This is a genomic window from Cupriavidus metallidurans CH34 (assembly GCF_000196015.1).
In the GTDB taxonomy this organism is placed as follows: domain Bacteria; phylum Pseudomonadota; class Gammaproteobacteria; order Burkholderiales; family Burkholderiaceae; genus Cupriavidus; species Cupriavidus metallidurans.
In genome coordinates, this window is record NC_007973.1 from 2,675,281 (window position 1) to 2,701,477 (window position 26,197).

Consider the following 26,197-nt stretch of genomic DNA (forward strand, 5'->3'; position numbering starts at 1 on the left):
AAGCAAAATGGCGCGGGTATTCGGCACCCGCGCCATTGTCCTGCAAATTTGCTTGCCGCGTCAGGCTACCGCGTCAGCCGGCTGCTTCTGCAGCAGCGCCAGCAGTTGCGCCAGTTCGGCGCGCAGGCGGCGGCGGTCCACGATCATGTCGATCGCGCCCTTCTGCATCAGGAACTCGGCACGCTGGAAGCCTTCCGGCAGCTTTTCGCGCACGGTCTGCTCGATCACACGCGGGCCGGCAAAACCGATCAGCGCCTTCGGCTCGGCGATGACCACATCGCCCAAGAACGCGAAGCTTGCCGAAACACCACCCATCGTCGGATCGGTCAGCACGCTGATGAACGGCAGCTTGGCATTCGAAAGCAGGTTCAGCATGGCCGTGGTCTTGGCCATCTGCATCAGCGACAGCAGGCTTTCCTGCATCCGCGCGCCACCGGTGGCAGTTACGCAGATGAACGGCACTTTCTGCTCCAGCGCCGCCTGGGCGCCACGGGCAAAACGCTCGCCCACTACCGAGCCCATCGAACCACCCATGAACTCGAACTCGAAGCAGGCCACGACCACGGGAATGGTGTGGATCGCGCCACCCATCACCACCATCGCGTCGGTCTCGCCGGTGTCATCCATGGCGGCCTTGATACGGTCCGGGTACTTCTTGGTGTCCTTGAACTTCAGGGCGTCCACCGGCACGATTTCCTGGCCGATTTCATAGCGGCCTTCGGCGTCGAGCAGCTTGTCCAGGCGCTCGCGCGAACCGATGCGCATATGGTGGTCGCACTTCGGGCAGACGTGAAGATTGGCCTCGACGTCGGTACGGTACAGCGTGGCCTCGCACGACGGGCACTTGACCCACAGCCCTTCCGGAATGCCCTTGCGGGTGGAGGGGTCGGTCTGTTGAATCTTGGGAGGCAGGAGTTTATCCAACCAGCTCATGAAAGCTCCTTTCGGATAACTGCCGTCCGCGCGCGGGCCTCCTTCGGGAGGGGCGAATACAGGAACGGCAGGGAATCAGGCCGCGAATTTACCATGCCCGGGCCATCGGACCGAAGCAAAACGCGCCATTTGTGCAGCAAGAATCATAAATGGCGCGATTTTCTCAGCGGTACGTCAAGCGTTGGACCAGAAATCAGGCGTCCAGTGCCTGGCGGATGTCGGCGATAAAGGCACGCAGGGAGTCCACGGCCTTCTCGCGCGGCGCATCCTCAAGCAACTGCACCAGGCGGCTGCCAATCACCACGGCGTCGGCCACGCTGCCGATGGCACGTGCGGTTTGCGCATCACGGATACCGAAACCCACGCCCACGGGCAGGTTCGCGTGCTGCTTGATCAGCGGCAGACGCGCAGCCACGCTCTCGAGGTCGAGCGTGGCCGAGCCGGTCACGCCCGTGAGCGACACGTAGTACAGATAGCCACTGGCCACCTTCGCCACCGCGGCGATACGGTCGTCGGTCGAGGTCGGCGCCAGCAGGAAGATCGGGTCCATCTGGTTCGCGCGCATCAGCGCGGCGAAAGACTCGCACTCTTCGGGCGGGTAGTCGACCACGAGCACGCCGTCCACGCCGGCCGCGCTGGCCGCCTTGGCGAAGGTTTCCTCACCCATGCGCTCGATCGGGTTGGCGTAGCCCATCAGCACTACCGGCGTGGTCGCGTTCGTCTTGCGGAACTCGGTCACCCAGGCCAGCACCTGCGTCAGCGAAACGCCCTGGGCCAGCGCGCGCTCGGAGGCGCGCTGAATCACGGGGCCGTCGGCCATCGGGTCCGAAAACGGCACGCCAAGCTCGATCACGTCGGCGCCGCCAGCCACGAGGGCGTGCATCAGGTCGACGGTCAACGCGGGAGCCGGATCGCCGGCGGTGATGAACGGAATCAGGCCCTTCTTCTGCTGCGCGGCCAGTGCCGCGAAAGTCTTCTGGATACGGGACATGTCAGTGGCAATCAGATAAGGCGTTGCACGGGCGATGCCGCTTCATTGGCATCGTCATTGGCGGCGTCGGCGGTATCGGCGACATCGGACGCTTGCGGCTTGAGCGGCGCATACACGGGCTGCGCGGCGGTCACGCGCTCGCGCACCAGGCCGGCGTACTCCGGATTCATCTCGAATCCGACGAAACTGCGGCCGTGCCGGACGCAAGCCACGGCGGTCGTGCCGCTGCCCGTGAATGGGTCGAGCACGATGCCGCCCGGCGGACAGCTGGACAGCACCATGCGCTCGACGATCTCGAGCGGCTTCTGCGTCGGATGGTCGGCCCGCTCCGGGTCCTGGCGGTGAATGCGCGGCACGCTCCACAGGTCCTTCGGGTTGTACCCCACCTCGAGCCATTTCTTGCCCTCGAAGCGCGGCCGGCTGCGCGCCTTCTTGGTCTCGGCGTCGTACGGAATCCGTACCGGATCGAGATCGAAGAAGTAGTCGCGCTGACGAGCGAAGAAACCGATGTTGTCGTGCACCGACGAGAACTTTCGCGTGGTGCCGCCCATGCTCGGCACGCGGCGATCCCAGATGATCTCGTTGATCATCGTCATGCGCCGCTTGAGCATGACGAACAGCTCGGGCGAGTACTGCCAGGTGCAGAACAGGTACAGCGTGCCGCGTGGCGCGATCTTGGGCACGATCGCGTCCATCCAGCGCTCCGACCACTCGAGATAGGCATCGCCCGACAGCAGGTCGGAATCGTTGCCGTAGTCCTTGCCAAGGCCATAGGGCGGGTCCGCCACGACCAGGTCGATCGAGCCGTCGGGGATACGCTTGATCCCTTCGAGCACGTCTTCCTGATAGAGGCGCATGGTTGCCGTATCGAGAATATCGAACGGTTCCGAGCCCGCCCCGCCCGCCTCGGACTGGGGCAGCGTCGTATTGGGAGGCAGCGTACGCATCAGAGCTTCAACCCCGCGCGTTCGGCCACGGTATGCATGTCCTTGTCGCCACGCCCGGACAGGTTCACGAGCAGCAGCTTGTCGCGGCCCAGCGTCGGCGCCAGCTTGCACGCATAGGCGATCGCATGGCTCGATTCGAGCGCTGGGATGATGCCTTCGATGCGGCAGCAGTCGTGAAACGCCTTGAGGGCCTCTTCGTCGGTGATCGGCACGTACTGCGCGCGGCCCATGTCCTTCAGCCACGCGTGCTCGGGGCCGACGCCGGGGTAGTCCAGGCCTGCCGACACCGAGTGCGTCTCGATGATCTGGCCGTTGGCGTCCTGCAGCAGATAGGTACGGTTGCCGTGCAGCACGCCCGGGGAACCGCCGATCAGCGCAGCAGCGTGGCGACCCGAATCCAGGCCATCACCGGCCGCTTCCACGCCGATCAACTGCACATCCTTGTGTTCGATATACGGATAGAAGATGCCCATCGCGTTCGAACCGCCGCCGACGCACGCGATCACGGCGTCGGGCTGGCGACCCGCGAGTTCGGGCATCTGCACCTTGGCTTCCTCGCCGATCACGCACTGGAAATCGCGCACCATCATCGGGTAGGGGTGCGGGCCGGCCACGGTGCCGATGATGTAGAACGTGGTCTCGACGTTGGTCACCCAGTCGCGCATCGCTTCATTGAGCGCGTCCTTGAGCGTGCGCGAGCCGCTTTCCACAGGCACCACGGTGGCGCCCAGCAGCTTCATGCGATAGACATTGGCCGCCTGGCGGCGCACGTCCTCGGAGCCCATGTAGACCACGCACTCCATGCCAAAGCGCGCCGCGATCGTGGCCGTGGCCACGCCATGCTGGCCCGCGCCGGTTTCGGCAATCACACGCTTCTTGCCCATGCGCTTGGCAAGCAGCGCCTGGCCGATCACGTTGTTGATCTTGTGCGCGCCAGTGTGGTTCAGGTCTTCGCGCTTGAGGTAGATCTGCGCGCCACCGAGCGTCTCGCTCCAGCGTTGCGCGTGATAGATCGGCGACGGGCGGCCAACGAAGTGCTTCAGTTCGCGGCGATACTCGGCGTCGAAATCAGGGTCCTTCTGGTATCGCGCGTAGGCGTCGCGCAACTCGTCCAGCGCGTGAACCAGGGTTTCGGAAACGAAGGTACCGCCATAGGGGCCAAAGTGGCCACGGGAATCGGGCAGGTCGTACATGTCCAGGCTCTCAGGAAGCGCGTCAGCCATGGGATGACGCGCGGGGTATCGGGGTCGGCGCGGCCGTGAGCCACGGAAGGCGGAGGGAATTATCCTGCGGATCGCCCTGCGTCGGCCTGTCGAACGGCGCGCACGAATGCGGCAATACGGGCGTGGTCTTTCACACCCTTGCTGGCCTCCACGCCGCTGCTGACATCCACAGCGTAGGGCCGCACGCGCTCAATCGCTCCAGCGACGTTTTGCGCGTTCAATCCACCACTCAAAACGATGCGAGGAGCGTCGTTTGCGCGGGGATTGGCAGGATTGGGCGGAAGCCATTGGGCAGGAATCAGGGTCCAGTCGAAAACGTGGCCGCCACCGCCATAGCCTTCCACGAAGGCATCGAGCAGCAGGCCGGAAGCGTCACGATATTGATTTGCGAATTCTACCAAATCGAGCCCCGGGCGGACACGTGCGGCACGCATGAATGGCAGCCGGCAGCGCCGGGCGATCTCGGTGCACTGCTGGGGCGTCTCGTCGCCGTGGAACTGAAGCAACGTCAACGGCACACGCTCGGCCACATGGGCCACCTCTTCGGCATCTGCATTGACGAACAGGCCAACCACGGACACGAACGGCGGCACCAGTTCGGCCAGGGCCGCGGCGTGGGCCACATCCACGTGGCGTGGGCTCCTGGCGTAGAAGACCAGACCGATCGCATCGGCACCGGCGTCCACGGCGGCGCGCACGTCCTCTTCGCGCGTCAGGCCGCAGATCTTGATGCGCGTGCGGGGCTCAAGCGCCATCGTGGCTGTCATCGACAAATACTCCGTGGAAGAAGCTGGCGGCCGGGTCCGCCTTGGGCAACTGGTATGGCTCAGGATACTTCACGTCGACCAGATAGAGCCCGTCCGGCATGAAGGTTGGCGCGGCCTTCTGGCGATTGCGCCCTTCCAGCACTTCCGCCATCCACTCGGCAGGATATCGGCCACGCCCCACCGCCACGAGGCAGCCCATCAGGTTACGCACCATGTGGTGCAGGAAGGCGCTGGCCCGGAAGCGCAGGAACACCCAGTTGCCATCCGCCTCGATCGTCACGTCGTACATCGTCTTGACGGGCGACTTGGCCTGGCATTCGGCGGCGCGAAACGCCGAGAAATCATGTTCGCCGAGCAGACATGCCGACGCCCGGCGCATCGCCTCGGTATCGAGCCGCTGCCCGTGCGGCAGCATCAGGTAACCGGCACGGCCGTGAATCATCGGTGCGCGATGCGGCCCCGTGTACAGCGCGTAGTAATACATGCGCTCGTAGGCCAGGAAGCGCGCGTGGAAGTTCTCGTCGACGGGCTCCGCCCACTGCAGCGCGATCGACGGAGGCAGGAAGGCGTTGACGCCGCGAACCCATGAAAAGCGGTCGCGGTCGAGTTCGGTGTCGAGGTGGATGACCTGCCCCAGCGCGTGCACACCTGCATCCGTCCGCCCGGCTACCGTGGTCAGCAGTCGCACGCCTGCGAAGCGCTCGATCGCGTCCTCGAGGTGGTCCTGCACGGTATTGCGATGGGGCTGCGACTGCCAGCCGGAGTAGGCCGAGCCGTCATAGTGGAGGCCGATGGCGATGCGGTTCACAGGCAAGAAACAGTTTCCTGATGGCACAAAAACAAAATGCGCCGGAAGGGACGCTTCCGGCGCATCGCTTCGGGTTGCGGCAAGGCATCTGCCGCAAACCCTGCATCATACCGACCTTTAGGGCGTGCCCCTCGGCCGTCTGTCGCAATGGATCAGGCCACCTCGCGCAGCAACGAGCGGGCTTCCTCCTGCAGGGAATCTTGCGATTGATCGACCACCTCCTGCAGCAGTTCGCGGGCACCTTCCTTGTCGCCGATCTCGATATAGGCGCGCGCCAGATCGAGCTTGATCTGCATATCGCGGCTGCCATCCATCGTGGTGACCGACAACGTGCTGGCGGACATGCCATTCGAATCGCCGTGCCTCCCCTCCGACGTCACGCGCGACAGATCGATCGGCTCGACGAGCTTGCCGCCCTGGAGCATCGTCGGCGCGGGCAGTGGCACCGTGGATTCGTCCAGTGACTGCGCCATACCGGACAGCGGCTTGGCGGAGTCCTGCTCCAGCTTTTCCGGATTCAGGTCCAGCGACAGGCTCGACATATCGAACTCAAGCGGACGCGAACGGGTCGGCGTATCGAGCGCCGGCACGCCAGCATCGTGACGTTCGTCGAGTGCGTCGTCGAGACGCACAGGCTCCGACTCGAGATCGTTACCGAATACCAGCGAAGCGGATTCGGGCGCCACGATGGGCTCCCCCGCCGCCGGTGCCGGGAAGGCATCGAGCGGCAAGGCCAAGTCCGGCATGGCCGGCGGTTGCGTCAAGTTCGCGGCGGGATCCTGCGTGCGCCATTGATCGGCCACCGGGGTGGTCGTATCCGCCTCGACCGACGTATCCGGCGCGACGGACAGGTACAACGCGTTGCTCGGATCCAGCTTGCGGCCCATTTCGGCGGCCTGTAGCCAGTCCGCGCCGTGCCCACCCGTCTGGGCGAACATTTCTTCTGCGATCACTCGGAAACCTTCCACATCCTGACGAGTGCTGTAAATCTCCATGAGCTTCAGGCGAATGGCCTGGCGCTCCGGATTCTGCTGCAACGCTTCGCGCAGGATTTCCTCCGCCTGCACGTCGCGCCCATAGGCGATGTAAACCTCGGCCTCGGCGATCGGATCGACTTCCGTCGCCTCGGGCGAGTTGTTGCCAATGCGGAAGTCCGCGCCAAACACGCTGTGCTGCGACGTATCGACGCTCTGTCCACCGGCAGTGCCGAACAGCGAGTGGCCACCGGCCATCACCGTGCTTTCCTGCGACAGGATACTGTCGCCAAAGCCAGTGTTCTCGCCAGACTTCTGCTTCTGGCGGCGGCGATAGTACGCATATCCGCCCAGCAGCACAACCATCAGTGCAGCACCCGGCAGCAGCATCGGGTTGGCCAGCAGACCGTCGAGCAGCGAAGGCTGCGGCAACGGCTCGGGCTTGGGCAGGGCAACGGGCTTCTTCGCGGCAGCCGGGGCCGAAGCTGCGGCGGCCGCAGTTGCTGCCTTCGGAGCCGATGCCGCGGCAGTGGCGGTAGCGGGAGCAGCGGCCTGAGCATCCGAAGCCGATGCAGCCTGGGCTTGCGGTGCCGATGCGGCTGCCGTGGCTGCCGGAGCAGGCTCGGGCGTGGCGGTGCTCGGGGCCGCTGCGGTCGTCGTGGCTGCCGCCTTGGCCGGCTCTGCCGGCACCACGGCCGGCGCGGGAGCCGATTCGGCCGCCTTGCCAGCCGGCGCAGGCGCCTTGGCTGCCTGATTGGCCTGATTCAGCTTCGCGATCTCCGCGTTCTTCAGCTCCATCAGGCGCTGCATGTCGGAGATGTTCTTCTCCAGGTCAGCCACGCGCGACTCGGCTTCCTTGAGCTTGCGCTGGCTGGCCACGTCGGCTTCGGCCTGCGCCTGGGCTTTGCCCTGCGCGCCACGGTCCGCCTTGGAGAGCTTCAGTTCGTCACGTGGGCCCGCTGCGGGCACGGTGGTGTCCTGCACGCGCGCCGTCACATTGCCGGACTGCTCGCGGCCTGAACCGGGCTCCACCGATTTGGCGGCGGCGGCAGCGGCCAGACGGCTGCGATAGCTGTCGAAACCCTGCGTGCGGGCGACCACTTCACGGCGGGCCTCACGCGGGCTGACGGCCTGTGCCTGCTGGGCGCTCGGCACCTTCAGCACTGCACCCGACTTGACCCGGTTGATATTGCCGCCGATGAATGCGTTGGGATTGTTGCGATACAGCGCCAACAGCATCTGGTCGAGCGACACGGAATCCTGCGTCTGGACCGCATCGCCGGCGATGGAAGAGAGCGTGTCGCCACGCTGCACCGTATAGGAACCATTGGCGGCGGCACCTGCGTTCGCCACCGGAGCCGCGGCGGGCCGTGGCTGTTGCTGGGCGCGAGGCTGAGTCGACGCCGCAGGAGCCGGACGCGCGGCCTCGGGGGCGGCTGCCACCGGTGCCGGCGCGGGCGCCGACCGGGCTGGAGCTGGCGCTGGAGCCGGAGCCGGTGTTGCATCGGGCGTGGCCGCCTGCACCACCGTGGTCGGGGAAAAAGTCTGGTTGGACGGCTTGGCACCGGCCGGATCCAGCAGGAACGTGTACGCCCGCGTGACCTTGCCGCTGGACCAGCTCATGTCGACCAGAATGTCCACGAACGGCTCGCTGAGCGGCTGGTTCGAGCGGACGGTCGCAACATAGCTGCCGTTCGGGCGTTGCTGCACATCGAGCTTGACGCTCGAGATGGCTGGCAGGTACGTCAGCCCTGCGCGCGCATAGGCGGACGACGGGGCAAGCTTGACAGTCAAACTGCCCGCTTCCTCGGCCGACACACCGGTGATATCGATTTCGGCCTGGAGCGGCTGCCCCAGGTTGGACTGTACCCGTAGTTGCCCGAACCCCGCGGCATACGCGGCCGGCTGGACAAGCAGCAGGCCGAGAGCCGTGACGGCCAGCGTTGACCAGCGCTGACGGACATTAGGCGCATCTTTCCGGCGATGTAGGCTCACACTCACCTCGTGCTCCGTTATGTTTTTAGTAGCAAAAGTTAACCCGACCCCAAAACGCATGGCAGGCAGCGCGGTACCGGTTCCAATCGAATATCTACCCGGACGCACATCACTTCTCGTCACCTCGCATCCCGGACGCTGGGTGACGCTGACCCCGTTGGCCTAGCTCATGCCGGCTGTATTGTGACGCAACCCCGGGGAAAATAGCCACCCGGATGCAACAACGCCGCGCTGTGGCGCGGCGTTGCAGGCAAAGCAGCAGATTCTGTTGCCTCGCTGCAACGATGCGGCGAGGCAAGTTCGGGAATCAACCCTCGATCAGAATGCGCAGCATACGACGCAGCGGCTCGGCGGCGCCCCAGAGCAACTGGTCGCCAACGGTGAACGCCGAGAGGTATTCGCCGCCCATCTGCATCTTGCGCAGGCGACCGACCGGAATCGTCAGCGTGCCGGTCACGGCGGCCGGCGTCAGGTCCTTCATGCTGGCCTCACGCGTATTCGGCACCACCTTGGCCCATTGGTTGTTGGCGGCCAGCATGCCTTCGATCTCGTCCAGCGGCACGTCCTTGCGGAGCTTGATCGTCAGTGCCTGCGAGTGGCAGCGCATCGCGCCGATCCGCACGCACAGGCCATCCACGGCGATCGGGCTGGCGCCGGTGGCGCCCAGGAAGCCTTCGCCACGACCCAGAATCTTGTTGGTCTCGGCGCCGCCCTTCCATTCCTCGCGCGACACGCCGTTACCGAGGTCCTTGTCGATCCAGGGGATCAGGTTCCCGGCCAGCGGCACGCCGAACTGCTTGGTTTCGTCGGCAGACAGGCCGTGCTGGGTCGACAGGATCTGACGGTCGATCTCCAGGATGGCCGAGGCCGGGTTGTCCAGCAGCGGCTTGACCGCGGCGTTCAGCGTGCCGAACTGGGTCAGCAGCTCGCGCATATGCTGGGCGCCACCGCCCGAAGCGGCCTGGTACGTCATCGAGGTCATCCACTCGACCAAGTCATGCTCGAACAGGCCACCCAGACCCATCAGCATGCAACTCACGGTGCAATTGCCACCGATGAAATTCTTGACGCCCTTCTTCAGCGCGTCCTTGATCACACCCATGTTCACCGGATCGAGCACGATGATCGCGTCGTCCTTCATGCGAAGCGACGATGCGGCGTCGATCCAGTAGCCATTCCAGCCGGCTGCGCGCAGTCGCGGGAAGACGTCGTTGGTGTAGTCGCCGCCCTGGGCGGTGAGCACCACGTCGCACTTCTTCAGCGCTTCGATGTCATTCGCGTCCTTCAGCGTGGTTTCATTCTTGGCCATGGCCGGAGCCTTGCCACCCGCGTTGGACGTGCTGAAGAAAATGGGTTCGAAGTGGTCGAAATCACCTTCTTCCTGCATGCGCTGCATCAGGACGCTGCCGACCATTCCTCGCCAACCGACGAGACCTACAATCATGACTTACCTCGGATGTGATGTGAACTTCCCCGCCATTTTCCTCGCCCGGCGTGGCTGCGCGGGGAAGACGGGCAGGCACGACGAACGATCTAGGGGATCGTTTTGGTAATAGTTTTAATCGTCGTGGTGGTCAGGCCGAGCGAATCCACGCCAATCGAGCCGCGCTTGGCGGTACGAGCAGCGAATGCAGTCAGAAGGGACTGGTGGAATCGGGCCATAGCGGGACAGTCTACACGAATTTGCGGCAGCGCCGCAGGGGAAATAATGGGTGTTTTGTAGCTTCTGGAGGGCTTTCTCCTCTCTCCCACACGTGGGAGAGAGGTCGGGGAAGACGGTAATCGGCAACAAATTGCGAATTCGCATCCTGCACCGCCCGGCCGTCCCCCGCTGCCCCGCTCCCGCCTTGCGGGAAAGGGGAAGCAAACCACTCGGCGCCTGGCCTTACAGTGCCGCCAGCACCGCCTCGCCCATCTCGCGCGTGCCAACCTGCTTGCAGCCCGGCGTCACGATGTCAGCCGTGCGATAGCCTTGGGCCAGCACCTTCTTGACAGCGTTCTCGATGCGGTCAGCCTGTTCGGCGCGGTTCAGCGAATAGCGCAGCATCATCGCGGCGGAGAGGATCGTGGCCAGCGGATTCGCCACGCCCTTGCCGGCGATGTCAGGCGCCGAGCCGTGCGACGGCTCATACAGACCCTTGTTGTTGGCATCGAGCGACGCCGACGGCAGCATGCCGATCGAACCGGTCAGCATCGCAGCCTCGTCGGACAGGATGTCACCGAACATGTTGCCGGTGACGATCACGTCGAAGCTCTTCGGCGCCTTGACCAGCTGCATCGCGGCGTTGTCCACGTACATGTGCGACAGCTCGACGTCCGGGTACTCCTTGCTGACGTCGATCACGATGTCTTTCCAGAACTGGAAAGTCTCGAGCACGTTGGCCTTATCGACGCTGCACAGCTTCTTGCCGCGCTTTGCAGCGGCCTGGAACGCCACATGCGCGATGCGGCGGACTTCCGGCTCGCTGTAGCGCATCGTGTCGAAGCCTTCGCGGGCACCCTTGAACAGGCCATCCGGCGCCTCGCGCACGCCGCGCGGCTGGCCGAAGTAGATGTCGCCGTTCAGCTCGCGCACGATCAGGATATCCAGGCCAGCCACCAGTTCGGGCTTCAGGCTCGATGCGCCGGTCAATTCCGGGTAGCAAATAGCCGGACGGAAGTTGGCGAACAGCTGCAGATGCTTGCGCAGGCCGAGAATGGCCTGCTCGGGACGCAGCGGGCGATCCAGGCTGTCGTACTTCCAGTCGCCCACGGCGCCAAACAGGATGGCGTCGGCTTCCTTGGCCAGCTTCAGCGTGTTGTCTGGCAGCGGATGGCCTTCGGCCTCGTAGCCAGCGCCGCCGACCGGCGCGGTTTCCATCTCGAATTTCTCGTCCAGTGCGTTGAGCACCTTGACGGCTTCAGCAACGATCTCGGGGCCGATGCCATCGCCCGGCAGAACTGCAATCTTCATCTTTCTGATCCTGTAGTTTGTCTTGCCTCAGCCAACCACGCGGTTGCCCAGCCACGGCATCTTCGTGAGGCGCTCGGCCTCGTATGCCTTGATCTTGTCCTGGTGACGCAGCGTCAGGCCAATATCGTCGAAGCCGTTCAACATGCAGTACTTGCGGAACGGGGCGATATCGAACGAGTAGTTGTCGCCGCCCGGCGTGACCACCACCTGGCGATCCAGATCGATCGTCAGCTTGTATCCAGGGAACGCGTTGGTCTCGTTGAACAGGTGGTCGACCTGAAGGTCCGTCAGCACCACCGGCAGCAGGCCGTTCTTGTAGCAGTTGTTGAAGAAGATGTCGGCGAAGCTCGGCGCGATGACGGCACGGAAGCCGTATTGCGTGAGTGCCCACGGTGCGTGCTCGCGCGAGCTACCGCAACCGAAGTTGTTGCGCGCCAGCAGGATCGAAGCCCCCTGGTAGCGCGACTGATTCAGCACGAAGTCCGGGTTCAGCGGACGCTTGCTGTTGTCCTGCCCCGGCTCGCCGACGTCCTTGTAGCGCCACTCGTCGAACAGGTTCGGGCCAAAGCCCGTGCGCTTGATCGACTTCAGGAACTGCTTCGGAATGATCGCGTCGGTATCGACGTTTTCACGATCGAGCGGCGCCACAAGGCCGCTATGTACGGTGAACTTTTCCATGTGATGTCCTTACTTCTTCGTCGCCGCGCTCTCGAGCGAACGGCCCGCGGCCTGCGTGTCCTTGCCCAGGCCGGCCATGGTGTTGCAGCCGGCGATTTGCAGCATGCCCAGACATGCCAGCAGCGTGATCACGAACTTTTTCATATGTCTCAATGCCGATCGGCGCAGGCTCAACCGAGCTTGCGAATATCGACGAAGTGCCCCTCGATCGCGGCCGCGGCAGCCATCGCCGGGCTCACCAGGTGCGTGCGGCCACCGGCGCCCTGACGGCCTTCGAAGTTGCGATTCGACGTCGACGCGCAGCGCTCGCCCGGATCCAGGCGGTCAGCGTTCATCGCCAGGCACATCGAGCACCCCGGCTCGCGCCATTCGAAGCCGGCAGCCTTGAAGATCTTGTCCAGGCCTTCGCGCTCGGCCTGTTCCTTCACCAGACCCGATCCCGGCACCACCATCGCCAGCTTCACGTTCGACGCGACCTTGCGGCCCAGCTTCTGAACGACCCACGCGGCGGCACGCATATCTTCGATGCGGCTGTTGGTGCAGGACCCGATGAACACCTTGTCGATGTTGATCGACTCCATCGGCACGTTCGGCTGCAGGCCCATGTACTCGAGCGCGCGCTCCATCGCGTTGCGCTTGTTCGAGTCCTTTTCCTTCTCCGGATCCGGAACGCGGTCCTCGATGCTGATGACCATTTCGGGCGACGTGCCCCAGGTCACCTGCGGACGGACTTCTTCGGCACGCAGCTCCACAACCTTGTCGAAGTGGGCGCCGGCATCCGAATGCAGCGTGCGCCAGTACGCCACGGCCTGGTCCCACTCCACGCCTTGCGGCGCGAATGGACGGTTCTTGACGTATTCGAGCGTGACATCGTCCACGGCCACCAGGCCGGCACGCGCGCCGGCTTCGATTGCCATGTTGCAGACGGTCATGCGGCCTTCCATCGTCAGGTCGCGAATGGCCGAGCCGGCGAACTCCATCGTGTAGCCCGTGCCGCCCGCCGTGCCGATCTTGCCGATGACGGCCAGCACGATGTCCTTGGCGGTGCAGCCGCGGGGCAGCTTGCCTTCCACCTTGATCAGCATGTTCTTGGCCTTCTTGCCCAGCAACGTCTGGGTGGCCAGCACATGCTCCACTTCCGACGTGCCGATGCCGTGGGCCAGCGCACCGAACGCGCCGTGCGTGCTGGTGTGCGAGTCACCGCAGACCACGGTCATGCCGGGCAGCGTGGCGCCCTGCTCCGGCCCGATCACGTGAACGATGCCCTGGCGGTGATCGTTCATCTTGAACTGGGTGATGCCATAGGCATCGCAGTTCAGGTCGAGCGTGTCCACCTGGAGCTTCGAGATCGGGTCGGCGATGCCTTGCGAGCGGTCGGTGGTCGGCACGTTGTGATCCGACACGGCCAGGTTGGCGCTGATGCGCCAGACCGGACGCTCCGCCAGCTTTAGTCCTTCGAACGCCTGCGGGCTGGTCACTTCGTGAAGCAGGTGGCGATCGATGTAGAGCAGCGTGGTGCCGTCTTCCTCGACGTGGACGGTGTGGTCATCCCAGAGTTTGTCGTAGAGCGTCTTGGCCATGATGCGAGTGGCGAACCGTCCGTACTGCCCATCCTGGGCAGCAGCGGCGCGTGTCCGCGCATTGGTTTGCAGGGGAATTGTTTTCCGGATGCCTTCGCGGGCAAGCAGGTATTTTGCTGCGATTCCGGCGAGGCCGGGGATTGCTTGACATCGCAATCGATTATGCCATGTGGGCCGGCCGCCAGCGGGTCGGAGAGACCGCCCGGGCGGCGGTCATTGGCGAAAGGGGGATTTCGCGGATGGCGAAGGGGCCTTTGACGTGGGCCAGTCTGCCTCCCCTCTCGCGCGGACGAGAGAGGGGAGAAATCGGCACCTTACCCGCCCAGATACGCCGCGCGGATGCGGTCGTTGGCCAGCAGGTTCTGTCCGGTATCGGCCAGCACCACCTTGCCGGTTTCCAGCACATAGCCCCGGTCGGCCGCCTGCAGCGCCTTGTTGGCGTTCTGCTCGACCAGGAACACGGTGACGCCCTCGTCACGAATCGTGCGAATAATGTCGAAGATCTGCGCGATGATCAGCGGGGCCAGGCCAAGCGTCGGCTCGTCCAGCAACAGCAGGCGCGGCTTGCTCATCAGCGCGCGGCCGATCGCCAGCATCTGCTGTTCGCCGCCCGACATCGTGCCAGCGCGCTGGCTAGCGCGCTGATTCAGACGCGGGAACAGCTTGAACACGTGCTCGATGCCTTCCTCGATCTCGTGACGGCTGGCGAAGAACGCCCCCATCTTGAGGTTCTCCAGCACAGTCAGGCTCGGGAAGACACGGCGGCCTTCCGGCGAGATGGCCATGCCCATGCGCATGATCTCGTGCGTGTTGCGCCGCGTGATGTCCTGGCCCTCGAACGACACCCGGCCGCTGGACGCGCGCGGCGTGCCGCACACCGTCATCATCAGCGTGGTCTTGCCGGCCCCGTTGCTACCGATCAGCGTGACGATCTCGCCCTTGTTGACCTCGATCGACACACCCGACAGCGCCTCGACCGCGCCGTAGTGGGTATGGACGTTTTCCAGCTTCAGCATCAGTCCTCTCCCAGGTAGGCCTTGATCACGCGCGGGTCGTTGCGCACTTCCTCGGGCTTGCCGACCATGATCGGTTTGCCGTGCTCCATCACCAGGATGCGATCGGACACGCCCATCACCAGGCTCATGTCGTGCTCGATCAGCAGCACCGAGATATTGAACTCGCGACGCAGCTTGTCGATCAGCTGCTGCAGCTCGATCTTCTCCTGCGGATTCAGGCCAGCGGCCGGTTCGTCGAGCATCAGCAAGCGGGGCTTCGTGATCATGCAGCGTGCGATCTCAAGCCGGCGCTGATGGCCATATGACAACGTGCCCGCCTCGCGGTTGGCCACGCTCGTAAGACCCATGCGCTCCAGCCATTCGGCGGCACGGCCCAGCGCCGCGCGCTCGGCGTGGCGATAGGCTGGCGTGGCCAGCAGGCCATGCAGCAAACCTGCCTTCACCTGCAGGTGCTGCGCGACCATGAGGTTCTCCACCACGGTCAGTTGCTTGAACAGGCGAATGTTCTGGAATGTGCGCACCAGACCGCGGCGTGCAACCTGATGGCTCGGCAAACGCGCGATCGAGTGGCCGTCGAGCATGATCTCGCCGGCCGTGGGCTTGTAGAAACCGCCCACGCAGTTGAACACGGTGGTCTTGCCCGCGCCGTTCGGGCCGATGATGGCGAAGACCTCGTCACGACGCACATCGAACTCGATGCCGTCGACGGCCAGCAGACCGCCGAAGCGCATCTGCAGGCCGGATACTTTCAGCATTTCTGCGCTCATCGCGGCAACTCCACGTGGGGACGGCTTGCGGGCAGCAGGCCCTGCGGACGCCACATCATCATCAGCACCATCACCAGGCCGAAAATCAGCATCCGGTACTCGGCAAAGTCACGCGCCACCTCGGGCAGCACGGTCAGCAGGATGGCCGCCAGGATCACGCCAAGCTGCGAACCCATGCCACCGAGCACGACCACGGCCAGGATCAGCGCGGACTCGATGAACGTGAAGGATTCCGGAGTGACCAGCCCCTGGCGCGCCGCGAAGAACGCGCCGGCCAGACCGGCGAACGATGCGCCCAGCGTGAACGCGGACAGCTTGATGCGCGTGGGATTCAGGCCCAGCGAGCGGCACGCGATCTCGTCCTCGCGCAGTGCCTCCCAGGCACGGCCCATCGGCATCCGGATCAGACGACTGGTTACGAACAGCGTGAAGCCCACCAGCAGCAGCCCGAGCAGGTACAGGAAGATCACCATGTGCTGGCCGGTATAGGGAATACCGATCAGGTCATTGAACGTCTTCGCCCCTTCCACGCTGGCGCTGCGTGCCAGTTCGATACCGAACACGGTCGGCTTCGGAATACCCGAGACGCCATCCGGACCGCCGGTAAGGCTGGTCAGGTTGTTCAGCAGCAGGCGAATGATTTCGCCGAAGCCCAGCGTCACGATGGCCAGGTAGTCACCACGCAGCCGGAGCACCGGGAAACCGAGCACGAAGCCGAACGTCGCGGCCAGACCAGCGGCCAGCGGCAGGCACTCCCAGAACGTCAGGCCGAAGTACTGGTTCAGCAGCGCGTAGGTGTAGCCACCCACGGCGTAGAAGCCCACATAGCCCAGGTCGAGCAGACCGGCAAAGCCCACCACGATGTTCAGGCCCAGGCCCAGGATCACGTAGATCAGCGCCAGCGTGGCCACGTCCACCGCGCCGCGCGAGCCGAGGAACGGAAACACCAGCCCCACGGCCAGCAGCAGCCACACCGCCCTGCGCTGCCGCTGCGCGCCCATCGCGGGCAGCGCCGGCAGCTTCACGGCGCCGCGCGCGCGCGTCAGCATCGGCTTGAACAACTGGAAGATGAACACCACGGCCACGGCGATCCATACCGGACGCCAGTGCGGCTCGAGCACCACCTTGTAGCCATCGAGCTTCAGTTGCAGCCCGAGCAGCGGCACGGTCAGGATGGCCGTCAGCACGGCGGCCGTCACCGCGTTCTTCAGCGTGTCGGAGACCGACGTTTGCGGGACGGACGCCCGCGAAATCGAAGTCGCTTGAGTCATGTCGTCCTCCCCTTAGACCTTTTCCACGTCGGGCTTGCCGAGCAGGCCCGTGGGACGGAAGAGCAGCACCAGGACCAGCAGGCCGAACGCCACCACGTCCTTGTACTCGGCCGGCATGTAGCCGGAAGCGAAGGTTTCGGCCAGACCCAGCAGCACGCCGCCGAGCATGGCGCCCGGGATGCTGCCGATGCCGCCAAGCACCGCCGCCGTGAAGGCCTTGATGCCAGCGATGAAGCCGATGAACGGATTAAGCTTGCCGATCGTCAGACCAATCAGCACGCCACCCACGGCGGCCAGCATCGCGCCGAGCACGAACGTGAACGAGATCACGCGGTTCGTGTCGATGCCGAGCAGGTTAGCCATGCGCATGTCTTCCGCGCAGGCGCGGCAGGCGCGGCCCATGCGGGAGTGGCCGATGAACAGCGTCAGCACGATCATCAGCACTAGCGTCACGCCCACGATGAGCAGCCGCGAATACGGCACGGTCACCGTGAAGTCTCCGCCCATCTGGAATTCGATCGCGCCAGAAATCAGGATGGGCACCGATACGTCGCGCGCGCCCTGCCCGATCTGGACATAGTTCTGCAGGAAGATGGACATGCCGATCGCCGAGATCAACGGCACCAGGCGCGGCCCGCCACGCAGGGGGCGATACGCCACGCGCTCGACGGCATAGCCGTAGCAGCCTGTCACGGCGACGGAGACGATCAGTGCCGCACCAAGCACCAGCGGCAGCGGATAACCCGCCTGCGCGCCAATGGCGGTCAGCGTCACGAGACCCACGTACGCGCCGATCATGTAGATCTCGCCGTGGGCAAAGTTGATCATGCCGATGATGCCGTAGACCATCGTGTAGCCGATGGCGATCAACGCATAGATCGCACCCAGCGTCAGGCCGTTGACCAGCTGCTGAGTGAACTGTGGAAGAAATTCGTTCATGCGAGGGGCCTTGTGGATCGGGAAGCCCGATGCGGGGAGTTGACCGCCGTCATGTGGCGATCTATCAACATCGAACCGATACCAAAACGCCCCGCTCACCGGGTCGGGAGCGGGGCGTCTCGCCAGAATGGCGCCGGGATTTAGTTGGCGGCGGTCTTCGTGGCGTCCTTGTGCCACGTGTAGACGACGAACTTGAACGACTTCAGGTCGCCCTTCGCGTCATATTCAACCTTGCCGATCGGCGTGTTGAACGCGTTCTTGTGCATGTAAGCGGCAACCTTCGTCGGGTCCGTGCTCTTGGCGCCCGTGATGGCATCGCCAATGATCTTCACGGCGGCGTACGCAGGCATCTGGAACGGACCGTTCGGGTCACGCTTCTTGTCGGCGAAAGCCTTCACCAGGGCCGCGTTGGCCGGATCGGCCGAGAAGTCGGCCGGCAGCGTCACCAGCATGCCTTCCGATGCCGGACCGGCGATGGCCGTCACGTCCTTGTTGCCAACGCCCTCGGGACCCATGAAGGTCGCCTTGACGCCCTGCTCACGCGCCTGGCGCAGCAGCAGGCCCATTTCCGGGTGATAGCCACCGAAATAGACGAAGTCCACGCCTTGCGACTTCAGCTTGGTGATGACAGCGGAGTAGTCGGAATCGCCGGCGTTGATGCCTTCGAAGACCGCCACGGGAATCTTGGCCGCTTCGAGGTCCTTCTTCACCGAGCTGGCGATGCCCTGGCCGTACGACTGCTTGTCGTGCAGCACGGCAACCTTCTTCGGCTTGACCTTGTTGATGATGTACTGGGCGGCTGCGGGACCTTGCTGGTCATCACGGCCGATCGTACGGAAGATGAAGTTGCGCTTCTTCGTTTCGGTCAGCTGCGGCGCGGTAGCCGACGGCGTGACCATCACGATGCCTTCGTTCTCGTAGATATCCGATGCCGGGATCGTCGAACCCGAGCACACGTGACCAATCACGTAGTGGATGCCCTGGCTCACGATCTTGTTGGCCACGGCCACAGCCTGCTTCGGTTCGCAAGCGTCGTCCATCATGACGGCTTCGAACTTGTTGCCGTTGGCGCCGCCGGCGGCATTGATCTGTTCGATGGCGGTCAGGGCACCAGCCTTGACCATGTCGCCGTACTGGGCGACCGAGCCGCTCATCGGGCCGGCAATGGCGATCTTGATGGTTTCGGCGTTGGCCGAAGTAAAGGCAGCGAGGCCGGCAGTGGCAAGCACGGCGGCCATGGCAGTGGACGTGAGACGGGACAACGTCATCAGGAGCTCCTCGATTATGTATTGGTCATCCGGGCAGAGTCGGCATGACCGGCGCAATCGAACAACACCCGCGGGAATGCGCCGCCTGACGTGGCGAACGGTACGGCCCAGAGCGGAAGTCGGGCCTGCGGTGAAGAGTTGATGCTTGTGCGGGGCCCGGCATGTGTCGGCGCCCGCCAGACGACGGTCGCCAAAAGTTCGGAAAGACAACGTTGATGCGTTCTCTATTGCGCAAGCGCTTCGCCTGCCCCGCTTTCCAACACGGCTGGCCGGAAGGGTGGCCCGACTGCCGGTCGGTAAAGCAGCCCGCATTATAAAGGGAAAGTTGCAACCAGATAGAGTGAAGTTCTTCGAATTTGGGGAAAACCCGACAACTAATGAAGACCGTTGCAACCCGCCGACGGCAGGATTCGCCGCCAAAAGCTGATTTCACAACAATTGTGCACAGCGGCATCTGTGGCGTGCCGGTGGCATTGGGCCACCTATGGCAACCGCAGGGCCAGCGCCCCCTACCAGGACATGAGATCACGCGAGTCAATGATCGGCGCCTGCCTCAGGCTTAGCAGCCGCGCTGCCCCGCTCTCGCCAGTGCGGCGCAACACACAAGGCAAAAAAAACGCCCCGGCGGACCGGGGCGTTCTTCAGCTTGCGTGGCAGCAACCAGATCAGCGCTTGGCCAGATCCGGCACTTCGCGTGCGGCGGCGCCGTTGAACAGCTGGCGCGGACGACCGATCTTGTATTCCGGATCGGTGATCATCTCTTCCCACTGCGAGATCCAGCCCGGCGTGCGTGCCAGGGCGAAGATGCAGGTGAACAGCGAGGTCGGGATGCCCAGCGCGCGCTGCACGATACCCGAGTAGAAGTCCACGTTCGGGTACAGCTTGCGGCTGACGAAGTACTCGTCTTCCAGCGCGATCTTCTCGAGCTCCATGGCCAGCTTGAACAGCGGGTCGTTGTGCAGGCCCAGTTCGTTCAGCACTTCATAGCAGGTCTCGCGCATCAGCTTGGCGCGCGGGTCGTAGTTCTTGTACACGCGGTGGCCAAAGCCCATCAGGCGCACGCCCGAGTTCTTGTCCTTGACCTGCTTGATGAACTCGCCAATGTTGTCGACGCTGCCGATTTCTTCCAGCATCTTCAGCGCGGCTTCGTTCGCGCCGCCGTGAGCCGGACCCCACAGGCAGGCCACGCCAGCGGCGATGGCTGCGAACGGGTTCGTGCCCGACGAACCGGCCAGACGCACGGTCGAGGTCGACGCGTTCTGCTCGTGGTCGGCGTGCAGGATGAAGATGCGGTCCAGCGCGCGCTCGAGCACCGGGTTCACGGTGTACGGGGCGCACGGCGTGGCGAACATCATGCGCATGAAGTTGCCCGAGTAGGACAGGTCGTTCTGCGGGTAGATGTACGGCTGACCCATGGTGTACTTGTACGCCATGGCAACCAGGGTCGGCATCTTGGCGATCAGGCGGATGGCCGAGATCTCGCGCTGATGCGGATCATCGATGTCCATCGCGTCGTGGTAGAACGCGCTCATCGCGCCAACCAGGCCCGTCAGGACGGCCATCGGGTGCGCGTCACGGCGGAAGCCGCGCAGGAAGAACTGGAGCTGCTCGTGGACCATCGTGTGGTTCATCACCGAGTTCACGAACTCTTCCTTCTGCTTGGCGTTCGGCAGCTCGCCCTTCAGCAGCAGGTAGCAGGTCTCGAGGTGATCGCACTTCTGTGCCAGTTGCTCGATCGGGTAGCCACGGTACAGCAGTTCGCCCTTGTCACCGTCAATGTAGGTGATCTTGGAGTTGCACGAAGCGGTCGACATGAACCCCGGGTCATAGGTGAACTTGCCGGTTTGTCCGTACAGCTTGCGAATGTCGATCACATCCGGGCCAACGGTGCCCTTGTAGATCGGCAGCTCAACGCTGGGGGAACCATCGGAAAACGATAGCGTGGCTTTCACATCGGACGGCGTCATGTCGGTTCCTTCAAATACTGTGAATAATAGTGTTGACCAAACTCAGACCGAACGCAGCAGGCTTATAAGCCGTTGCATCGGGGGCGTGTCGAGCTCACCGTCCAGCTCCTTGCGGGCAAGCAGCAGGTCCATCAACTCGTTGTCGCTGAGCTCGAACAGATCGCTCAGCGATGCCACGTCCTCGTCGGACAGGCTCTCCTCGTAACGGTTGAAAAAACGTTCGACGATGATGTCGTTCTCCAGAAGGCCGCGGCGGGCGCGCCAGCGTAGACGGGCACGTTTGTGCGGATCGGCCTGATGGGAGAAAGTGGTGGAAAGACTCATGGTCAGCCTTCTTGCGACCGGCGCGCCACCCGATTGATACCGCATCGGGCTGACGCGCCGCTTACTTCAACTACAGACTGTCTGTGTTCGTACGGATTCCGCCCGGTACGCACAAGGCAGTTTATACCGGCAGATTAAACAGCGCGGCGAACCATCAATTCCTTGATCTTGCCAATCGCCTTCGTCGGGTTGAGGCCCTTCGGGCACACATCGACGCAGTTCATGATGCTATGGCAACGGAACAGACGGTACGGGTCGTTCAGGTTGTCCAGACGCTCGCTGGTGGCCTGGTCACGGCTGTCCGCGATAAAGCGGTAGGCCTGCAGCAGACCGGCCGGGCCAACGAACTTGTCCGGGTTCCACCAGAACGACGGGCACGACGTCGAGCAGCTTGCGCACAAGATGCACTCGTACAGGCCGTCCAGCTCGTCACGTTCCTGCGGCGATTGCAGACGCTCCTTCTCGGGCGGCGGCTCGTCGTTGATCAGGAACGGCTTGATCGAGTTGTACTGCTTGAAGAAGTTCGTCATGTCGACGATCAGGTCGCGCACCACGGGCAGGCCGGGCAGCGGACGCAGCACGATGCGGTCCGGCAGTTCGCGCATGTTCGTCAGGCAGGCCAGGCCGTTCTTGCCGTTGATGTTCATCGCGTCCGAGCCGCACACGCCTTCACGGCACGAGCGACGGAACGAGATCGTCTCATCGAGCTTCTTCAGCTTGACCAGCGCATCCAGCAGCATGCGCTCGTGACCGTCGAGTTCCACCTCGTAGGTCTGCATGCGGGGCGCGGCGTCCTTGTCCGGATCGTAGCGGTAGACTTCGAAAATACGCTTCATTTCTGTGGGTCCTGTTTTCTCTACGACGCGGGTATCAGAACGTACGGGCCTTCGGCGGAACTGATTCCACCGTCAGCGGTTGCATCTTCACCGGCTTGTAGTCGAGGCGGTTGCCTTCGCTGTAGAACAGCGTGTGCTTGAGCCAGTTCTCGTCGTCGCGATTCGGGAAGTCGCTATGGGCGTGGGCGCCACGCGATTCCTTGCGGGCTGCGGCCGAGATCATCGTTGCCTTGGCCACTTCCACCAGGTTCGACACTTCCAGGGCTTCCACCAGCGCGGTGTTAAAGACCTTCGACTTGTCCTTCAGGTGGATGTTGTTGGCGCGCTCGGCCACTTCCAGGATGCGCTCGACGCCTTCGTCCATCAGCTTCTGCGTACGGAACACGCCGGCGTGCGATTGCATGTTGCGGCGGATATCGTTGGCCACGTCCTGGGTGTATTCACCCGAGGTCGTGCCCTGCAGCTTGGCCAGACGGGCCATGGCGCGGTCGGCGGCATCTGCCGGCAGCGGCTTGTGTTCCTTCTGCTTCATCGCGTTGGCGACGATGTGGTTACCGGCCGCACGGCCGAACACCACGAGGTCGAGCAGCGAGTTCGTGCCCAGACGGTTGGCGCCGTGCACCGACACGCACGAGCATTCGCCGATGGCGTAGAAGCCGTTGACCACTTCGTTCGGGTTGCCGTTCTTCGGCACCACGACCTGACCGTGGAAGTTCGTCGGAATGCCACCCATCTGGTAGTGGATGGTCGGCACCACGGGGATCGGTTCCTTGATCGCGTCGACGTTGGCGAACTTCATGCCGATTTCGCGGATCGACGGCAGACGCTTCATGATCGTCTCGGCGCCGACGTGCGTCAGGTCGAGCAACACGTAGTCGCCATTCGGACCGCAGCCGCGGCCTTCCTTGATTTCCTGGTCCATCGAACGCGACACGAAGTCACGCGGAGCCAGATCCTTCAGCGTCGGGGCATAGCGCTCCATGAAGCGCTCGCCATCCTTGTTACGCAGGATACCGCCCTCGCCGCGCACGCCTTCCGTGATCAGCACGCCCGCGCCGGCCACGCCGGTCGGGTGGAACTGCCAGAACTCCATGTCTTCCAGCGGGACGCCGGCACGTGCCGCCATGCCCAGGCCATCACCGGTGTTGATGAAGGCATTGGTGGAAGCCGCGTAGATACGGCCGGCACCGCCGGTCGCGAACAGCGTGGTCTTGGCTTCGAGGATATAGACTTCGCCGGTTTCCATTTCCAGCGCGGTCACGCCCAGCACGTCGCCGTCCTCGTCGCGGATCAGATCCAGCGCCATCCATTCGACGAAGAAGTGGGTCTTGGCGCGAACGTTGCGCTGGTACAGCGTGTGCAGCAGCGCGTGACCGGTACGGTCAGCGGCCGCGCAAGCGCGTTGCACCGGCTTTTCGCCGTAGTTGGCGGTGTGGCCGCCGAACGGACGCTGGTAAATCGTGCCATCGGCGTTACGGTCGAACGGCATGCCGAAGTGTTCGAGTTCGTACACGACCTTCGGTGCTTCACGACACATGAACTCGATGGCGTCCTGGTCGCCCAGCCAGTCCGAGCCCTTGATGGTGTCGTAGAAGTGATAGTGCCAGTTGTCTTCGCTCATGTTGCCAAGCGAAGCACCGATACCGCCCTGCGCCGCCACGGTGTGCGAGCGCGTCGGGAAAACCTTCGACAGCACGGCCACGTTCAGGCCGGCTTCCGCGAGCTGGAGGGATGCGCGCATCCCGGCGCCGCCCGCCCCGACGATGACCACGTCAAATTTGCGACGCGGCAATCCAGTCTTGACTGCGACCATTTATTACACCCTCCAGAGAATCTGAGCAGCGTAGCCCGCGCAACCGACGAGCCACAGAATCGTTAGAACTTGCAGCACGAGGCGCACGGCCATCGGCTTCACGTAGTCCATCCAGATATCGCGCACGCCGATCCACGCATGGAACAGCAGGGACAGGATGGTCAGGAACGTCAGGATCTTCATCCACTGATTGGCGAAGAGACCCGACCAGCCTTCGTACGAAGGGTTGCCGAAGGCGAGATACACGGCGGCGAGCACCACGGTGAACACCACCATGATGACCGCGGTAACGCGTTGCGCGAGCCAGTCTTTCAGACCGTAGTGCGCACCGACAACCAGACGCTTGGGACCGATATTATTGTTTGCCACCTTGATTCTCCTCAGAACAGACCGAACAGCTTCAGACCGAAGATCAGGGTGAGCAGCAGGCTGACCACCAGCACCGTGACAGCCGACTTGGCCGAGGCAGGCTTGGTTACGCCAACGTGCACATCGAGCAGCAGGAATCGGATGCCGGCACAGAAGTGATGCAGGTAACCCCAGATCAGGGCCAGGATCACAACTTTGATAAAGCCGTTGGACAGCAGGGCCGAGAACTTGGCGAAGCTCAGTTCGGAGGTGACGCTCTGCTCAAACAGGTACAGAACGAAAGGAAGGAGGAGGAACATCATTGCGCCGCTTACGCGATGCAGGATGGATACCTTGCCGGCCCAGGGCAACCGGTAGCGCGAGATTTGCGCGATACCGATGTTCCGGAACTCCGGCCTGGCTTGTTTGACGGCTTCAGCCATGCGAGACCCCATTTGCGGTGAAAAGAAAACAGCAAAAGTACGACACTGCCATTGCTCCCGATTGCATTGGCGCGCCACAGCGGGTACCGTGGCTGCACCGGATTGCATCAAGCGTGTGGGTGACACTGGATGCAAATGAATGCAGTGGAGCAAATCCAGATGATTTTAGCGCCTTTGTTGCGCGGCGCACCAATAATTTTCGCCTATCGCGCACCAACACGGCGTGCCCGACAATCGCACGCGACAGTGTTTGTACCGTTTCAGGCGGGAAAAATCTGGCCATTCCATTCACGCTCAACAATGGTTGAAGCAGGTCCCATACACGCGCCACAATAATCGACGCCCTGGACCGCTCCCCCATCGCCATCGCGCATTAACTCAAGTCGTTTTGGTAATAGTGCCGCGTCGTGACATACAGACCGCGGCGGACTTCCACCGGGCGGTCACCATATGTGAATGAGACACGCTCCACCGATAGCAGCGGTGAGCCCGGTGCCACCGACAGCAATTCCGCCGCCGTATCATCGGCAACCACCGCACGGATCTTCTCCGTGGCGCGGATCATCCGCGTACCGAACTCGCCCTCGAAGAGCGCGTACATCGGGCCCTTCCACTCGTTGAGCTTTTCGGCCGTCAGGCCCTTGAAGTTGGCGCCCAGTAGCCAGATCTCGTCCAGCACCGTGGCTTCATTCGAGAAAGTCAGCACGCGGCGGATCTGCACCACGCTATCGCCAGTGCGAATATCGAGCAGGCGGGCGATCTCGGCAGGCGCGCGCAACCGCTTGCATTCGAGCACGCGGCTGGAGCCGTAATGGGGCTCACCCTCGTCGGGTACCAGGCGGAGGAAGCGGAATTTAACCACGTCCTCATAATGGGTAGTCACGAACGTGCCCTTGCCCTGACGACGCGCCACCAGATTCTCGGCGGCCAGTTCGTCGATGGCCTTGCGCACGGTGCCTTGGCTCACCTTGTAGCGGGCAGCCAGATCCATCTCGCTCGGAATCATTTCGCCCGGCTTCCACTCGCCCGTCTGCAGGCTTTGCATGATCAGGGCCTTGATCTGCTGGTAAAGTGGGCTGAAAGTCGGCGACGGCGCGGCCGTCGCGGGGGCGACTGCAGCGCCCGGCGCGTTCGTGGACGGCTGCGTCCCGGCGCCGCTTTGGGGGGCGCCCGATTCCGGCGCGCCATTGGCGGCGGCTGCGGGCAGGGACGTAGGCAGGGATGACATAGCCCGGATTCAACCACAAAAGCGAGAATCACGTCCAGCACGCTATGAAATGTCTTATGTCTTATATAAGACATATGAATTGACATCAATCAGGGCTCACCCTACACTCGCGCAGGTCCGTGCCGTTG

General features: G+C 63.5%; 25 protein-coding genes. 1 reads left to right on the plus strand and 24 read right to left on the minus strand.

The features are described from left to right. Positions 1-60 precede the first annotated feature (60 nt). The 23 genes from accD to sdhC all read right to left on the minus strand — a co-directional run bounded on the left by accD (position 61) and on the right by sdhC (position 24,841). Complete coding sequence (gene accD, locus RMET_RS12365; RefSeq protein WP_011517054.1) at positions 61-933, minus strand: acetyl-CoA carboxylase, carboxyltransferase subunit beta; 873 nt, start codon at positions 931-933, stop codon at positions 61-63. A gap of 193 nt (positions 934-1,126) precedes the next feature. Then, a complete protein-coding gene (trpA, locus tag RMET_RS12370) occupies positions 1,127-1,924 on the minus strand; it encodes a tryptophan synthase subunit alpha (RefSeq protein ID WP_011517055.1) in 798 nt (265 codons plus the stop codon). Between the two features lie 11 nt (positions 1,925-1,935). Next, the gene (locus RMET_RS12375) at positions 1,936-2,871 is read right to left on the minus strand and encodes a DNA-methyltransferase (RefSeq protein ID WP_011517056.1); all 936 of its coding nucleotides are present in this window, start codon (positions 2,869-2,871) and stop codon (positions 1,936-1,938) included. Further along, a complete protein-coding gene (trpB, locus tag RMET_RS12380) occupies positions 2,871-4,064 on the minus strand; it encodes a tryptophan synthase subunit beta (RefSeq protein ID WP_008648451.1) in 1,194 nt (397 codons plus the stop codon). The genes RMET_RS12375 and trpB overlap by 1 nt, the downstream gene beginning before the upstream one ends. A gap of 89 nt (positions 4,065-4,153) precedes the next feature. Beyond that, positions 4,154-4,861 carry a phosphoribosylanthranilate isomerase gene (locus RMET_RS12385; protein WP_029310026.1) on the minus strand — a complete coding sequence of 236 codons (708 nt, stop codon included), beginning with the start codon at positions 4,859-4,861 and terminating at the stop codon, positions 4,154-4,156. Further along, complete coding sequence (gene truA, locus RMET_RS12390) at positions 4,839-5,669, minus strand: tRNA pseudouridine(38-40) synthase TruA (protein WP_029307384.1); 831 nt, start codon at positions 5,667-5,669, stop codon at positions 4,839-4,841. Before truA ends, RMET_RS12385 begins: the two co-directional genes overlap by 23 nt. A gap of 152 nt (positions 5,670-5,821) precedes the next feature. Next, a complete protein-coding gene (locus RMET_RS12395; RefSeq protein ID WP_011517060.1) occupies positions 5,822-8,644 on the minus strand; it encodes a FimV/HubP family polar landmark protein in 2,823 nt (940 codons plus the stop codon). Between the two features lie 301 nt (positions 8,645-8,945). Then, positions 8,946-10,082, minus strand: coding sequence for an aspartate-semialdehyde dehydrogenase (gene asd, locus RMET_RS12400; RefSeq protein ID WP_008649390.1), 1,137 nt, complete (start codon positions 10,080-10,082; stop codon positions 8,946-8,948). A gap of 441 nt (positions 10,083-10,523) precedes the next feature. Next, a complete protein-coding gene (gene leuB / locus RMET_RS12405; protein WP_011517061.1) occupies positions 10,524-11,591 on the minus strand; it encodes a 3-isopropylmalate dehydrogenase in 1,068 nt (355 codons plus the stop codon). Positions 11,592-11,618: 27 nt separating this feature from the next. Continuing rightward, on the minus strand, positions 11,619-12,269 hold the full coding sequence (leuD, locus tag RMET_RS12410; RefSeq protein ID WP_011517062.1) for a 3-isopropylmalate dehydratase small subunit: 651 nt from the start codon (positions 12,267-12,269) through the stop codon (positions 11,619-11,621). A 9-nt stretch (positions 12,270-12,278) separates the two neighbouring features. Next, positions 12,279-12,413: an entericidin A/B family lipoprotein gene (locus RMET_RS12415; protein ID WP_008649378.1), complete on the minus strand. Its 135-nt coding sequence runs from the start codon at positions 12,411-12,413 to the stop codon at positions 12,279-12,281. Positions 12,414-12,439: 26 nt separating this feature from the next. Next, a complete protein-coding gene (gene leuC / locus RMET_RS12420) occupies positions 12,440-13,849 on the minus strand; it encodes a 3-isopropylmalate dehydratase large subunit (protein WP_011517063.1) in 1,410 nt (469 codons plus the stop codon). Between the two features lie 314 nt (positions 13,850-14,163). Then, positions 14,164-14,865 carry an ABC transporter ATP-binding protein gene (locus tag RMET_RS12425; RefSeq protein WP_011517064.1) on the minus strand — a complete coding sequence of 234 codons (702 nt, stop codon included), beginning with the start codon at positions 14,863-14,865 and terminating at the stop codon, positions 14,164-14,166. Continuing rightward, positions 14,865-15,632, minus strand: a complete 768-nt coding sequence (gene livG, locus RMET_RS12430; RefSeq protein WP_008649372.1) for a high-affinity branched-chain amino acid ABC transporter ATP-binding protein LivG — start codon at positions 15,630-15,632, stop codon at positions 14,865-14,867. The genes RMET_RS12425 and livG overlap by 1 nt, the downstream gene beginning before the upstream one ends. Next, entirely contained in the window at positions 15,629-16,903 is a 1,275-nt protein-coding gene (locus tag RMET_RS12435; protein WP_011517065.1) for a high-affinity branched-chain amino acid ABC transporter permease LivM, read from the minus strand. Before RMET_RS12435 ends, livG begins: the two co-directional genes overlap by 4 nt. 12 nt (positions 16,904-16,915) lie before the next feature. Next, complete coding sequence (gene livH, locus RMET_RS12440; RefSeq protein WP_011517066.1) at positions 16,916-17,842, minus strand: high-affinity branched-chain amino acid ABC transporter permease LivH; 927 nt, start codon at positions 17,840-17,842, stop codon at positions 16,916-16,918. A gap of 140 nt (positions 17,843-17,982) precedes the next feature. Next, entirely contained in the window at positions 17,983-19,110 is a 1,128-nt protein-coding gene (locus RMET_RS12445) for a branched-chain amino acid ABC transporter substrate-binding protein (protein WP_008649366.1), read from the minus strand. A 665-nt stretch (positions 19,111-19,775) separates the two neighbouring features. Beyond that, positions 19,776-21,077: a citrate synthase gene (gene gltA / locus RMET_RS12450; protein WP_008649364.1), complete on the minus strand. Its 1,302-nt coding sequence runs from the start codon at positions 21,075-21,077 to the stop codon at positions 19,776-19,778. Between the two features lie 42 nt (positions 21,078-21,119). Further along, positions 21,120-21,401 (minus strand): FAD assembly factor SdhE, encoded by a 282-nt coding sequence (locus tag RMET_RS12455; protein ID WP_080710369.1) that lies wholly within the window; start codon positions 21,399-21,401, stop codon positions 21,120-21,122. Positions 21,402-21,535: 134 nt separating this feature from the next. Beyond that, complete coding sequence (locus RMET_RS12460) at positions 21,536-22,237, minus strand: succinate dehydrogenase iron-sulfur subunit (protein WP_008649360.1); 702 nt, start codon at positions 22,235-22,237, stop codon at positions 21,536-21,538. Positions 22,238-22,271: 34 nt separating this feature from the next. Next, positions 22,272-24,050 carry a succinate dehydrogenase flavoprotein subunit gene (gene sdhA, locus RMET_RS12465; protein WP_011517068.1) on the minus strand — a complete coding sequence of 593 codons (1,779 nt, stop codon included), beginning with the start codon at positions 24,048-24,050 and terminating at the stop codon, positions 22,272-22,274. Between the two features lie 3 nt (positions 24,051-24,053). Next, positions 24,054-24,419, minus strand: coding sequence for a succinate dehydrogenase, hydrophobic membrane anchor protein (gene sdhD, locus RMET_RS12470; protein ID WP_008649354.1), 366 nt, complete (start codon positions 24,417-24,419; stop codon positions 24,054-24,056). 11 nt (positions 24,420-24,430) lie between these two features. Further along, positions 24,431-24,841 carry a succinate dehydrogenase, cytochrome b556 subunit gene (gene sdhC, locus RMET_RS12475; protein ID WP_008649352.1) on the minus strand — a complete coding sequence of 137 codons (411 nt, stop codon included), beginning with the start codon at positions 24,839-24,841 and terminating at the stop codon, positions 24,431-24,433. A 17-nt stretch (positions 24,842-24,858) separates the two neighbouring features. Between sdhC and RMET_RS33570 the strand changes: the two genes are divergently transcribed. Beyond that, positions 24,859-25,149 carry a hypothetical protein gene (locus RMET_RS33570; RefSeq protein WP_152560242.1) on the plus strand — a complete coding sequence of 97 codons (291 nt, stop codon included), beginning with the start codon at positions 24,859-24,861 and terminating at the stop codon, positions 25,147-25,149. A 65-nt stretch (positions 25,150-25,214) separates the two neighbouring features. Here RMET_RS33570 and RMET_RS12480 read toward each other — a convergent pair whose 3' ends face one another. Continuing rightward, a complete protein-coding gene (locus RMET_RS12480) occupies positions 25,215-26,069 on the minus strand; it encodes a GntR family transcriptional regulator (RefSeq protein ID WP_008649351.1) in 855 nt (284 codons plus the stop codon). Positions 26,070-26,197 lie beyond the last annotated feature (128 nt).

What these genes read in the sequence shown, in the direction of transcription:
- accD (WP_011517054.1), bottom strand. Translation starts at nt 933, where the DNA reads ATGAGCTGGTTGGATAAACTCCTGCCTCCCAAGATTCAACAGACCGAC.
- trpA (WP_011517055.1), bottom strand. Translation starts at nt 1,924, where the DNA reads ATGTCCCGTATCCAGAAGACTTTCGCGGCACTGGCCGCGCAGCAGAAG.
- RMET_RS12375 (WP_011517056.1), bottom strand. Translation starts at nt 2,871, where the DNA reads ATGCGTACGCTGCCTCCCAATACGACGCTGCCCCAGTCCGAGGCGGGC.
- trpB (WP_008648451.1), bottom strand. Translation starts at nt 4,064, where the DNA reads ATGTACGACCTGCCCGATTCCCGTGGCCACTTTGGCCCCTATGGCGGT.
- RMET_RS12385 (WP_029310026.1), bottom strand. Translation starts at nt 4,861, where the DNA reads ATGACAGCCACGATGGCGCTTGAGCCCCGCACGCGCATCAAGATCTGC.
- asd (WP_008649390.1), bottom strand. Translation starts at nt 10,082, where the DNA reads ATGATTGTAGGTCTCGTCGGTTGGCGAGGAATGGTCGGCAGCGTCCTG.
- leuB (WP_011517061.1), bottom strand. Translation starts at nt 11,591, where the DNA reads ATGAAGATTGCAGTTCTGCCGGGCGATGGCATCGGCCCCGAGATCGTT.
- leuD (WP_011517062.1), bottom strand. Translation starts at nt 12,269, where the DNA reads ATGGAAAAGTTCACCGTACATAGCGGCCTTGTGGCGCCGCTCGATCGT.
- RMET_RS12415 (WP_008649378.1), bottom strand. Translation starts at nt 12,413, where the DNA reads ATGAAAAAGTTCGTGATCACGCTGCTGGCATGTCTGGGCATGCTGCAA.
- leuC (WP_011517063.1), bottom strand. Translation starts at nt 13,849, where the DNA reads ATGGCCAAGACGCTCTACGACAAACTCTGGGATGACCACACCGTCCAC.
- RMET_RS12425 (WP_011517064.1), bottom strand. Translation starts at nt 14,865, where the DNA reads ATGCTGAAGCTGGAAAACGTCCATACCCACTACGGCGCGGTCGAGGCG.
- livG (WP_008649372.1), bottom strand. Translation starts at nt 15,632, where the DNA reads ATGAGCGCAGAAATGCTGAAAGTATCCGGCCTGCAGATGCGCTTCGGC.
- RMET_RS12435 (WP_011517065.1), bottom strand. Translation starts at nt 16,903, where the DNA reads ATGACTCAAGCGACTTCGATTTCGCGGGCGTCCGTCCCGCAAACGTCG.
- livH (WP_011517066.1), bottom strand. Translation starts at nt 17,842, where the DNA reads ATGAACGAATTTCTTCCACAGTTCACTCAGCAGCTGGTCAACGGCCTG.
- RMET_RS12445 (WP_008649366.1), bottom strand. Translation starts at nt 19,110, where the DNA reads ATGACGTTGTCCCGTCTCACGTCCACTGCCATGGCCGCCGTGCTTGCC.
- gltA (WP_008649364.1), bottom strand. Translation starts at nt 21,077, where the DNA reads ATGACGCCGTCCGATGTGAAAGCCACGCTATCGTTTTCCGATGGTTCC.
- RMET_RS12455 (WP_080710369.1), bottom strand. Translation starts at nt 21,401, where the DNA reads ATGAGTCTTTCCACCACTTTCTCCCATCAGGCCGATCCGCACAAACGT.
- RMET_RS12460 (WP_008649360.1), bottom strand. Translation starts at nt 22,237, where the DNA reads ATGAAGCGTATTTTCGAAGTCTACCGCTACGATCCGGACAAGGACGCC.
- sdhA (WP_011517068.1), bottom strand. Translation starts at nt 24,050, where the DNA reads ATGGTCGCAGTCAAGACTGGATTGCCGCGTCGCAAATTTGACGTGGTC.
- sdhC (WP_008649352.1), bottom strand. Translation starts at nt 24,841, where the DNA reads ATGGCTGAAGCCGTCAAACAAGCCAGGCCGGAGTTCCGGAACATCGGT.
- RMET_RS12480 (WP_008649351.1), bottom strand. Translation starts at nt 26,069, where the DNA reads ATGTCATCCCTGCCTACGTCCCTGCCCGCAGCCGCCGCCAATGGCGCG.